This window comes from Shewanella sp. 10N.261.52.F9 (assembly GCF_041471165.1).
Taxonomy (GTDB): domain Bacteria; phylum Pseudomonadota; class Gammaproteobacteria; order Enterobacterales; family Shewanellaceae; genus Shewanella; species Shewanella marinintestina.
Window position 1 is genome coordinate 365,267 of the sequence record NZ_JBFRNX010000023.1, and the last position, 12,818, is coordinate 378,084.

The following is a 12,818-nucleotide window of genomic DNA, read 5'->3' on the forward strand; positions in this document are numbered from 1 at the left end:
AATCTAAAGTTGAAATGGTAGTAAGCACCAACAAAGAAACTGAAAAAAATGGCAGATTTAGAGGGATCCAATATTATTTAGGCAATCGTTAGCAGAACATTGAAGTTTAACGCGATATTTTTTAACACTCATAATAGAAAAGCCACACTGAGTGTGGCTTTTTAGCATTAATCTATCCAACGCTGATTTGCATTACACAGCAAATCAATCGGGCGTTAAATTGGCCGATAAATGAGCCAAACTAAGTACGTTTTATCACAGTGAATCACGATAAAAAGCCCCTGTTAACCATAGATAAACTTAGCAATAAACAGCGCAGCTAAAACCACCACGCCAATACTTAAGTCTTTATAACGTCCGCTCATCAGTTTTATCAGCGCATAAGAGATAAAGCCCATTGCTATGCCTGTGGCGATAGAGAAGGTTAGTGGCATTAATATACATACCACGACCACAGGTGCTGCTTCGGTGATATCTTCCCACTCAACATGGACTAAGCCAGACATCATCAAGATTGCCACGTAAAACAAGGTGCCAGCAGTCGCGTAAGCAGGAACCATTCCCGCTAATGGTGAAATAAATAGCGCACCTAAAAACAGTAAGCCAACCACGACAGCAGTTAAACCGGTGCGGCCACCAGCACTGACCCCCGCAGTACTCTCAACATAACTGGTTGTTGTTGATGTACCCAGCATAGCCCCTGCTATAGTTGCTGTGCTATCAGCAGTTAATGCACGATTTAAGCGGGGTAAGCGGCCCTTATCATCTAAGAAACCACCACGCTGCGCGACGGCAACTAAGGTACCCGAGGTATCAAACAGATCAACAAATAGAAATGCAAAAACCACTGAGAGCATGCTGATTTCAAGCACACTAGAGAGGTCCATTTTCATAAATGTCGGCATAATCGACGGCGGTGCAGACACCATTCCTTGATACTGCACGTCACCAAACAGCACACCGAGTAATGTAATGGCGAGGATGCTAATCACTACTGCTGATTTCATGCCGTGATGCACCATAGCAATAATTAAGAAAAAGCCTAACGCAGCCATAACCGCAGGAAACGCAGTAATATCGCCCATGGTCACCAAAGTTGCCGGACTCGCCACCACAATACCCGCGCTTTTAAGGCCGAGTAATGCCAAAAACAAACCAATACCCGCAGCAATACCAATTCGCAGCGACATAGGAATGCTATTAACAATCCACTCGCGAATGCGCACTAAAGACAAAACTAAAAAGCAGATCCCAGAGAGAAACACCGCACCTAGCGCCGTTTCCCATGAATACCCCATCTCACCGACAACGGTATAAGTAAAGAAGGCGTTTAAGCCCATACCCGGTGCTAGCGCAATAGGGTAATTAGCGACTAAGCCCATGACTAAACAACCGATAGCAGCAGCTAAACAGGTCGCCACAAAAACGGCACCATGATCCATGCCCGCATCGGCCAGCATCATAGGGTTTACAAAAATGATATAAGCCATGGTCAAGAAAGTCGTTAATCCCGCAACCACTTCTTGCTTTAGCGTTGTTTGATTCTGTTTTAATTTGAATAATTTTTCTAACATGGAACTAAGTCCCTTGGATTTTATTATATTGATTTGTAGGGTGTACTCATTGCCAACCTAAGTACGACTTTTCTATTTAGCAAACAATCACTATTTGCTTAACAGTGGGCCTAGGTTAACAAAGTGAGAATATATACATGTACAAAAACCGTTCAACATGTACATTTCGCAGCGATTATACGGAGGGTTCACGCGCGAGACCAGTAATTTCAAACACATGTTTGTTTTTGAGTTTACCAACTCTGGAGGATACTTAGTTTAGCTTAAGTCAGTTTTAGTCAGATTTAGCGATCTGATTGTTTTGTAGTTGATAACAATTAATATGTCAGCTATTAAAGTTAAACTCCGTCTAACAACTAAAATTGTGGCACTGCGCCCGCCCCCGAGAGATTGTAAAAATAGCATAATGTTATTTTTAGGCTTGGAGTGACACGCTGCAAGCCCATCCATGGAAGCTCGGCCATGACGTCCTTGTAATGGACGGTCACGCCCGTATCTACACCAAATTTAGAACAGCGCTACCTTTTACATTAAAAGTTATGGCTAAAGCCCTAAATAATTATTGGACAGAAATACGTTAGTGCAAAGAGTCTAAAAATCGGGGATGAGATAATAAAATGTATGATAATCACAAAAAACCATACACAGACCCTAACGAGCCCCCCGCATATCCTCTAGTTATTTATTCACCACCAACTCTTCTCTGTGGATCGGCTTACCATGCAGAAAAATGGTATCAATACTGTTCCACGACTCAATAGAACCTAAGGGGTTATTTTTTAGAAGCAATAGATTAGCTGTTTTCCCAACCTCTACAGTGCCATAATTGTTTTCAATCTTGAATTTCTTGGCATTATTAATAGTTGCAGCCTCTAACACTTCCGAAAGTGACAACCCCGCATCAACCATAGCTTTCATTTCTTGGAAAGTTGTTAATCCTGGCTGGTTAGCAAAACTGGGACTGCCTGGAAAATCAGAAGCAAGCAAAATAGGATGTTTAGCTTTACTGAGGTAACTGATGACTTTATTACCCTTACCAATTCTCCCGTATAAGAATGCAGCAGCAATTGATTCATCACCCATCCCATCAAACCCAACGCGAAGTTCCTCTTTAAACCACTGTGCTTCCGATGTTTTATACCAATCGATAAGCGACTTAGGTGTAACCGATAAGAACTCAGGAGAGCTTACAATGTCAGGCAGCATAACCTCACCTAAACCAGCAATGACTCTTTGGGTTGGCATGTAGCCTAATTCATTGGCAATAACTCTGTTCAGTGTTTCCTTTATTTCTTTGGGTAGCTGTTTATCTCGTCTATATTTCCCCCAATTCCACATTCCATGAGCGATAATATCAACGTTTGCTGCAAGCGCTAATTGTTGCATGTCCAAGGCGTTAGCATGAGCTAATATTGGCAAATTAGCTTTTTTGGCTGAGAGCTTAATTCGTTGAAGCGTTTTAGGAGAAAGTGTTGGCCATTGACTCGCATTACCATAACCATCTTCAAAGTAAATTTTGATACATGCAGCACCAGAATTAGCAATGTCAGTGACGATACTCTCTACTGAATTTCTTGCACTCTCTTTAGCGTTTTCATCAACTAAATAGGTGAACATTGATCGTGATAAATCATCCGTTTTTTCTACATAGGGAAATGTTTTGTCTGTGGTAATGACTTCGCAGCGCAGGTAATCAGGATGAATATCCGCTGAAATGAAATGTTTAAAATTTACACCGGGATTAGGATCAACAATTTGGGTTACACCATAATATAGGAAGCTCTTGGGTTGCTGTTGATAATATTCTTCAGCGATTTTTGGATGCATAGTCGCCATTGGCTCAACACCAAAGCCCATCCCAGGAATTGACGAAACATGTGCATGGCTATCCATAATGCCTGGAGTTAAAAACTTACCAGAGCCATCTATTTTTAGATCATAGTTTGTAATCTTATTCTGCGTTATTTGAGCAATCCGACCATCATCTAACAATACATTCATACGCAGTTTTGCTGCCTGAAGGTGTGATGAGACAATGGTGACATTTTCAATAAGGACAGTATTTATCGCTAATGCTGAAAAAGAGTACAACGATATTACGAGTAAAAATATTCTAATCATAAAACTTCCATGTAAGCCAAACTAAACAGCCAAGCTATTGCTAAATAGACTTTTGGCATTTTAATTTAAAGTAATAGCTTAGGAACTATTACTCAGGAGTAACCAACTATCTTCTAATTTAAGCCAAAATAACCGTTTTAGATTACCACACTCTTTCAGGTTAGTTTTTGTATGAACAAAGCTTTACCCACCCTATTTGCCTTTTGAACTGCGTAACTCATTTTGGGACAAAAGTGAGTTACGACACTTACGGGAAACACCCATTCTCCATCGTAGTTGCCGAAGGACGTTGAGGACTCTTTATAAATAAGAGTACCGTAATGCCCACACGGACGTGGGCATAACTTTCGCGGGGCAGGATGCCCCATTGGAAGCGTTAGGTTATTTCGAATAAGTACGAGGGTGACAACTTCGTCGGGGCGGCTGCTGTCCCCCATTTGCCCGAGTGTGAGCTGGAAGCTCACGACCTTTATCAAGCGTAGCTTGACTGAGTAACTTGTTAGACGAAGTCTAACCTCAAAGCCCAGGTGCAACCTGATTTCAAACCTTAAATCCAAGGCAAAAAAACCAGCTCAAAGGAGCTGGTTAAGACATTTCACATAAAGGGGTCGGAGCGAATTAGCGACAGATACGGATAATGAACTAGCCTTATATACATTACTCCGAATTACCTGAATTATGCTTGGCTAACCGAGTGCAGATACGGCTGCGGGCTTCGGTTTCAGGGATGAAACCGCAGAGCGTATAAGGACATATTCACAGCGTCTCGCAGCAGTGTCTGCACAAACGCCCGCTGCAGGCGATTGTTAGCCATGAAGCTACAAGTTCAAACACTCTACTTAGTAACACCAATTCCAAAATAAATGTAATCGGCCTTCATTCGAAGGCTAACTAATTTTGGGGGCCAAACTAAACACCAACACAGCGTTGGCAACGCTTAGAAGTGAGCGTTCAGAATTTAGGTAAAAAAAAACCAGCTCAAAGAGCTGGCAAGACATGTTTCAAGTGTTCCAAAAGGAAATCGGTTAGCGCGCTAGCGTTAATCAATGGCATCTCGACAAGGTCAACATACCACTTGAGTCTAAACACACCCAAAGGGTGTTATAAGGTTGATGGATGATGAAACTACTCTAAAGGAGGGTTAGCCCTTAAAAGTCATGGCGTATAAACCGCCGCGCAAAACATTTGAATCCAACCAAGTGTTTTGCCAGTAAATCGTAGTTTGTCCAGTATAAGACATAGTCAATGCTCCCAAGCAAAGTTGTATCAATAATCTCAAATTAAATTAGTTAATGGGGTTGAACCAAACTAACTTAACGAGGCAACTTGTCGCTCGATTCCTTGGAGAATTATCCTTCCTAGATAGACTTAAATATTGGAAGGACTCTGCCTAACCAACGAAATCAATTATATGCTTTCGTAATTTTATTACAAGCTTTAGTGTTAAAAAATACTCAAAAAGTGCTTAAAGAGTAATTTAATAACAAGCTATAGTGATCAATATCACAACTAGCGGTAGGTTTTCGGTTCATTTCACAAACAGACACAGATTTCGATCAAAAAAACTACATTTAAAAGCCTGCTTTGCACAAGAAAATACCCAAAAATAATTAAAAGCGACCAATAATCTAGTGAAAAACACTGTTAACCCCACCAGCCGATATTGCTCCAATCTTTAGGCAAGCTCAAATTGGTGAGCCACCTTATCTGAACAATAAAATTTTGACAAAAAAAAGCCCACTCAATGAGTGGGCAAGACATTTCAAGTGTTCCTAGCGGAAATTGGTTAGCGCGCTAGCGTTAATCAATGGCAAACAGCGGAAGTATACTAACTCGGGCTATCTGCAACTTGGTCTTAAGTATCTAAAAGATACAATAAAGGTTGATGGAAACTGATGCGACTTTATATAAGGAGGGTTAACCCTTAAAAGTCATGGCGTATAGACCGCCACGCAAAATTTCTGTGTTTAACCAAAAGCTCTGCGAATAAATAGTGTTACTAAAATACATATTGATTACTCCAAACAAAGTTGAATTCCTAATACTCTACTTTACATATAAGCCGATCGCTGGCTTGTAGAGTCAACTTGTCGCTCGATTCCTTGGAGAATTATCCATCCTGGATAGACTAAGTGCCGGTAAACACCATTGCTTACCCGACGAAAGCAATTATAGAGCAATGTAGTTTTATTACAAGCTTTTTTACTAAAAAAGCTAAAAAAGGCACTTTTACGTTATTTTATTACATAATTTATTAGCGATAACCTCCATACCTTGTACTTTAAAACCTGTTCTATTTGATAACTAAAATTAAAAAACAGCATACAAGATGCTGCTTTTATTGGATATATTCACTTTAAAACTAAAGTATATAAACGATAGATTTACTTATTTACTGTCATGTAGTGAAACAACCCCACTAACGGCGTTGCTGTTGGCGAACCATATTGTGGGTGGCCTTCTGTCGCACTTCCAGCAATATCAATATGACTATAGGCAATTGGCGTATCAGCATTTCGCCCATGCAGACTTAAACCTGATGCTTCAATCAAAAATGCAGCTGGGTATTGGTGACCTCTAGCTGTAACCGATGACGGTGCGTTATTCGATGACAACATATCTGCCGCTGCCGAAGGATCGACGATTTTGCTAAAGTCATCACGGCGTAACTGGCTGACTTCAATTGGCTCCCCCCAAAGAGACGCCAATTCTTGCATGTTAGTAGCAACATTTGCTTGCTTCGCTACACTGTTTTCAACGACTGCCGTATAGCCACCATAGCAACGCACCACATGGCCAGTTAATGTCGCCACAGAAAACATTTGTGGCTTCACCGCATCTACCGCCTTTAAACGCAGGTGCGATAGTAAATCAGCTAATACTAAACGGCCTTCAGCATCGGTATTACCAATACGCACTCGCTTACCTGCATGGCTGGTAATGATTTCATCAGTAACAAAGGCTTCACTACCGATACTGTTACGCACTAAACCAAGCTCTGCAATAATACGGATCCCTTTAGGTTTTAACATGCTAACTGTTTTCATTAAGCCTGCAACCGCAGCGGCGCCGCCTTTATCACGGCTCATACCCGCCATACTTCCGGCAATTTTTAGATCCGCGCCGCCAGTGTCATACACAACGCCTTTACCAGCAAATAAGAATGTGTGTTCAATTGGGCCATCACCCACATATTCCAGTTTAACCACGCGTGGCTGATGTCTTAACACTGCAAATGAAGAACGGCCAACTGCGCTGAGCAATGGGTAGTCTCGCTCAAGAATATCTCGGTCTTCAACCACGCTGATTTTAAGATCAGAACCTTGTAGTGAGTCTAAGCAGTAATCGGCAAACGCTGGGGCTGACATACGTTCAGGTTCAGTGCCACATAAGTCACGCGCTAGCACTCGTCCAGCTTCGATTGCCGTTAGCATATCGCCATGGTGTTCATCAGCTAATAAGCCTATTGCCTCAAAACGCTCGTCACCGCCGCCTGCTTCTCTAAGCTCTAATGCTTGCCAAAGCTCTTGCCCACAAGCCAGCGCTGCAACTTGCGGTGCATATTCATAACGCTGTTCGCTTAAGCGATTAACTAATAATAGTGGACGCTTAGCACCAGCATCTTTAGCCAGTTTAATACCCTGCCTTGCTGCGTCAGCAAACACACGCACATCTTGGTAGTCATCATTAGCTTTTTTAACGGGTGCAATAATTAGCCTTCCACCCGCCATGCCTGGAGCAAACAACAAGGTCGGAGACTGACCCACTCGCTTATCTATCTTTTGACCATGATTAGCGAGCATGGCGATCTCTTCAAATTGTAGCGATTCGAGATCAGTAGTGACAACCACTAGTGCATCCCAGCCATTGCCTTCAAAAATGGCATCCTGTTCTACTACATCAACAAACTTAACTGACCCCATAACTCTTCCTTCTTAGATTTTATTATTGTCATTTGCCTATTTGCTTGTGTGGCAATATAACTTATTTGCTACCGCATTATTCCCCGATTAAGCCAAGATTACCAATGACTTTACTCCCCATGAAAACGATAGTGGAAACTTAGACTGACAAGCCACAAATAAAGCATGCGTAAACGATTCTACGCCACACTTTGACTATGCTAGACTGTCATCATTTTCAGCCTCAAGCCCACATGCGTCCTACTCTTTTAACGAAATCGGGCGTTTTAATTAGAATAGGGGAATATACGTGACCACACTTAGTCAATTACAACCACAAGCACTTTGGCAATGGTTTGAACAAATCTGTGCCATTCCGCACCCATCTAAGCATGAACAAGCACTTAGCGCTCACATTCAAGCTTGGGCGAAAGACAAGCAACTTGATGTTGTTGAAGATAAGGTCGGTAACCTGATCATTAAAAAGCCGGCAACTGCTGGAATGGAAAACTGTAAAACAGTAGTGCTACAAGCCCATATTGATATGGTGCCGCAGAAAAACGCTGACAAAGAGCATGATTTTGAAAAAGATCCTATTGAAGCTTATGTAGATGGTGACTGGGTTAAAGCTAAAGGCACAACCTTAGGTGCTGACAATGGTATTGGCATGGCGTCTGCACTTGCGGTTTTAGGTGCTGACGATATTGCTCATGGCCCACTAGAAGTGCTGCTAACCATCGATGAAGAAGCAGGCATGACAGGTGCTTTTGGTTTAGAGGCCGGCATGCTTGACGCTGAGATCTTAATTAATACTGACTCAGAGCAAGAAGGCGAGATCTACATGGGTTGTGCTGGCGGCGTTGATGCCCAGCTAACTGTGCCTATGGTATGGCAATCGCCAGAGCCTACAAATGCCAGCTACAAACTGTCTATGTCTGGTTTAAAAGGTGGTCACTCAGGAGTGAACATTCATTTAGGTCGTGGTAACGCTAACAAACTATTAGCGCGCTTCCTATTTGATCACGGTGATGAACTTGCCATTGAGCTAACACAATTTATTGGTGGCTCACTGCGTAATGCGATTCCACGTGAAGCGGCTATCAGCTTTATGATCCCGCCAGAGAACCTAACACTACTGCAGACTCGTATCAGTGAGTTCCAAGCACTAGTGCGCGAAGAACTGGCAATTGCCGATCCAGGTACCCTACTCACGCTTGAAGAAATTCCAGCCGAAAAGCAAGTGATGAGCGAAGATTGTCAGCAGATCTTAGTTGACCTGCTAAACGCTTGCCCTAACGGCGTTATCCGTATGAGCGATGAAGTTGCAGGCGTGACCGAAACCTCGCTTAACCTTGGTGTGATCAGCACTGAGAACGACAGCGTACAAATTCTTTGCCTTATCCGCTCATTAATTGATTCTGGCCGCAGCGAAGTTGAAGGGGTATTAACCTCACTTGCCAACCTAGCTGGTGCAAATGTTGAGTTCAGCGGTGCATACCCAGGTTGGAAGCCAGACAACAGCTCACCCGTTATGGCAAGCGTACGTGAAACTTACGAAGCGATTTACAACAAAGAGCCGACTATCATGGTGATCCATGCAGGCCTTGAGTGTGGTCTATTTAAGAAACCTTATCCAGAGATGGATATGGTCTCAATTGGCCCGACTATTCGTTACCCACACAGCCCAGACGAAAAAGTTAATATCACTACAGTAGGTCTGTATTGGAAGCTGTTGCTAGCAGTACTAGAACGCACTCCAGCTAAAGACTAATTAACCGCAATTAGTTTTAAAGCACGAACAACAAAGGCTACTTAGCTATTGATTAGCAGTAAGTAGCCTTTGTTATTTATCAAGAGAAATTAAAGGTTAAAAACCTAAATCCATTTGGCTAGTGTCGCCACTTTCGCTCTCTACTATGGTTGTATTAGGTACCAAACCTACTGATACCCCAAGCAAACGAATACCGCGTTCATGTTGTCGCTCCATCGCTTGTTCAAGTAGCTGATAAAACAAGTTTACCGAGATCTCGTCGCTACGATGCTCAATCGTAGTTTGCTTAAAGTCTTCAAACTTAAGCTTAACCACCTGTTTATGGATAACTCTGTCTTTGGCACTACGGCTAACACGTGCCCCTAGCTCTTGAATAAGTTGCGGCATCACTGCACGGCACTGCTCAAGAGTATGAATATCTTTTGCTAAAGTGGTTTCTACACCCACTGATTTACGTTCACGATTAGGTGAAATGCCACGCTTATCTATACCTTTTGCTCTCTCTATCAATACCGCGCCAAACTTACCAAAACGTTCAATTAACTGGCCTTCAGGAAAGGCTTGAATATCGCAGCAAGTGTGTAATCCAAGATCTGCCAACTTTTTTGCAGTAACCTTACCCACTCCGGGAATTTTTATTAATGGCAAGGTTTTCACAAACTCATCAATCATCTCTGGCCGGATCACATATTGTCCATTGGGTTTATTTAAGTCAGACGCTATCTTGGCAAGAAACTTAACTGGCGCTATGCCTGCCGATGCGGTTAAACCCGTCTCGGCTAATATGTCTGCACGAATCGCTTCTGCAATTAATGTCGCTGAACCTTTACAGTGTGGACTATCAGTAACATCCAAATAAGCCTCATCTAAAGACAAGGGTTCTATTAAATCTGTATAGCGCTCAAATACAGCACGAATTTGACTGGAAACCTCTTTATAGACTTGCATTCGTCCAGGAACCAAGATTAAGTCTGGGCATAACTTTAAGGCATATCCGGATGCCATAGCCGATCGCACACCAAATTGACGTGCTTCATAATTACAGGTGCTGATCACCCCGCGGCGATCACTGCGGCCACCAACTGCAATTGGTTTCCCTCGTAACTCAGGAAAGTCGCGCATTTCCACTGCGGCGTAAAAGCAATCCATGTCGACGTGAATGATTTTTTGCAAGCCAATATCCTCCGCCAAGAATATTACTGTATATAAAAACAGTATTCAATAAAAAGCGCACCACAGCGTTTGTCGAAGATCAATTCGGAGCTAATAATCGAACATTTCCATATTGCCTATAGCCGATTTAATAACCTTATATTTTTAATAATCTAAGCAATAAAAAAGGAAGCCATTGGCTTCCTTTTTAGTCTATTTAAAATCCATTTAGATCTTAAACTGTTTAATATTCTGGCCTAATGACTCGCTGACCTGAGCAAACTCATCAAAGTTATGTGATAAAGCTTCACTCGCTGCCAGTGATTCGTCAGATAGTGTACGTACATTCTCAATATTACAGGCAACCTCTTCAGCAACAACGGCTTGCTGACCCACGCCAGCGGAGATCTCGATAGTCTGCTGCTGAATAGCTTCAATTGCATTAGTAATACTATCTAAAGCAACTTCTACTTTAACGGTAAGGTCTTGACCAATATTCGCTTGCTCTACTCCCGCCTCCATCACTTGCTCAGCCTCATTGGCATTTTGCTGCAGTGTTTGAATAATCTCTTGAATATTAGCGGTTGAATCTTGAGTGCGTGATGCAAGAGTTCTCACTTCATCTGCCACCACTGCAAAACCACGGCCTTGTTCACCCGCCCTCGCCGCTTCAATTGCAGCATTAAGTGCCAGTAAATTCGTTTGCTCAGCAATGCCTCGAATAACATTGAGCACTTCACCAATTTGCTCTGAACGAGTACGCAGTTGTTTGACGACTTTAGCAGCTTCAATCACTTGTACAGATAATGACTGCATACCTTGCGTCGCCTGCGCTACAATTACGCTGCCCTCACTCGACTGCTCTTGTGCTTTGTCAGCAAATTCACTGGCACGTTGCGCACTGGCAGCCATCTCTTGGCTAGTGTGCGCCATTTCTGTTGCTGCGGTCGCAACCGATGCAATCTCTTGCTTTTGCTGACTCACTGACTCCAATGCCCGATCACTAACATCTGAGGCAGCTGCAACACCTTGCTCAACTTGCAGAGTGAGTTCGCGGGTTTCTTGCAGCATGCCCTGCACTTTAGCCGCAAACTGATTAAAGGCATCACCTAGCTTACCTAATTCATCTTCACGATTGATATCGATACGCTTTGCAAGGTCGCTGTCACCTTGTGCAATATCTTCCATCGCGAGGAGTAGATTATTAATCTGCTTTCTAAATGGCAGCAGTGTTGCCCATACAGTAATACCAACTAAAGCCATAATTAGAATAGATAACAAAATCGAACTAACGATAGCATCGGTAACAGGGGCTTCAATCACATCGATTGGTAACATAAACGCAAGGTGCCATTTCTGCTCCGGGTATTCGCCACCAACCTCTACAAAAATGACCCGCTGAGCTTCACCTTTAAATACAACCTCTGCAAAACCCGAAGCCTGAGACTGCATCTGCATATTAAGCGCGGCAAAACCACTTGATTGTTTAAATTGACTATCTACCCTAGCCGCGTCAGAACCTGGCGGGAATTTATCTGAAAAACCTGGGAAGTAAACTAACTTACCACCATCTGTGGTTAAAAAGGCCTGCCCTGCATCTTGATATTTAATGGGCGCTAAAAGTTCACTACCTATGGTATCAATAAGAATATCCATGCCACCGATACCGATAAATTTACCAGAGCTGTCTTTTACCACCGTTTTGACTGTTGCAGAGATAGAGCCATCGTTAGCGTCAACTGCTGGATCGCCAACAAACATGCCGTTTTTATTTATTGCTTCTTGCCACCAAGGACGTTTGTTAGTGAAATACTCACTATCGTTATAACGACCATTTAAATCAAAGTATTCAAAAGTATTAGCTGATCCGAAAAACACCGATTTAATATCGCTGTCTTTATCTGAAAAATGTTTGAAGTATTTAATGATTGATAGGTAATCTTTATCGGATGAAATGTCGCTTAGTCGAGCATCATATTGGCTGAACCAATTCACGACCGTAGGATCGGCAAACACCGCATGAATAAGCTGGCCTTTAGCCTCGAAATAACTACGTACCTCTGTCGACTTTAACTGCACTAAGCTCGTTAAGTCATTATCAATCTGCTGACGCGTGCTATTGCTTTCACTCTTTACCAGTAATAGCGCAACAATGGTAAATAGTACCGCGAGTGCACCAACTATGGTGACAACCAATTGTAGACTCAATGAACGTTTAAACCACTGCATCGACGCCCCCCTTTGTTATATTTTTTAGTAGGTTTCGTTATCAGGTAGTCATAAATCTAACAGAAAAAA

General features: G+C 42.5%; 6 protein-coding genes. 1 reads left to right on the top strand and 5 read right to left on the bottom strand.

Annotated features, from left to right (window positions below; genetic code table 11):
- Positions 1–284 precede the first annotated feature (284 nt).
- The 3 genes from AB4298_RS15950 to AB4298_RS15960 form a co-directional block, all read right to left on the bottom strand.
- Complete coding sequence (locus tag AB4298_RS15950; protein ID WP_248998687.1) at positions 285–1,574, bottom strand: NCS2 family permease; 1,290 nt, start codon at positions 1,572–1,574, stop codon at positions 285–287.
- Positions 1,575–2,252: 678 nt separating this feature from the next.
- Complete coding sequence (locus AB4298_RS15955) at positions 2,253–3,695, bottom strand: amidohydrolase family protein (RefSeq protein WP_371987466.1); 1,443 nt, start codon at positions 3,693–3,695, stop codon at positions 2,253–2,255.
- 2,384 nt (positions 3,696–6,079) lie between these two features.
- On the bottom strand, positions 6,080–7,618 hold the full coding sequence (locus AB4298_RS15960; protein WP_371987467.1) for a M17 family metallopeptidase: 1,539 nt from the start codon (positions 7,616–7,618) through the stop codon (positions 6,080–6,082).
- Positions 7,619–7,907: 289 nt separating this feature from the next.
- Between AB4298_RS15960 and AB4298_RS15965 the strand changes: the two genes are divergently transcribed.
- Positions 7,908–9,368 carry an aminoacyl-histidine dipeptidase gene (locus tag AB4298_RS15965; protein ID WP_371987468.1) on the top strand — a complete coding sequence of 487 codons (1,461 nt, stop codon included), beginning with the start codon at positions 7,908–7,910 and terminating at the stop codon, positions 9,366–9,368.
- A 96-nt stretch (positions 9,369–9,464) separates the two neighbouring features.
- On the opposite strand, the gene dinB is transcribed toward AB4298_RS15965, so the two are convergent.
- Together dinB and AB4298_RS15975 are read right to left on the bottom strand one after the other, a co-directional pair.
- Positions 9,465–10,541, bottom strand: a complete 1,077-nt coding sequence (gene dinB, locus AB4298_RS15970; RefSeq protein WP_371987469.1) for a DNA polymerase IV — start codon at positions 10,539–10,541, stop codon at positions 9,465–9,467.
- A 207-nt stretch (positions 10,542–10,748) separates the two neighbouring features.
- Complete coding sequence (locus AB4298_RS15975; protein WP_371987470.1) at positions 10,749–12,749, bottom strand: methyl-accepting chemotaxis protein; 2,001 nt, start codon at positions 12,747–12,749, stop codon at positions 10,749–10,751.
- Between the last annotated feature and the right edge of the window lie 69 nt (positions 12,750–12,818).

Coding starts and splice junctions, on each gene's coding strand:
- AB4298_RS15950 (WP_248998687.1), bottom strand. CDS start 1,574: ATGTTAGAAAAATTATTCAAATTAAAACAGAATCAAACAACGCTAAAG.
- AB4298_RS15955 (WP_371987466.1), bottom strand. CDS start 3,695: ATGATTAGAATATTTTTACTCGTAATATCGTTGTACTCTTTTTCAGCA.
- AB4298_RS15960 (WP_371987467.1), bottom strand. CDS start 7,618: ATGGGGTCAGTTAAGTTTGTTGATGTAGTAGAACAGGATGCCATTTTT.
- AB4298_RS15975 (WP_371987470.1), bottom strand. CDS start 12,749: ATGCAGTGGTTTAAACGTTCATTGAGTCTACAATTGGTTGTCACCATA.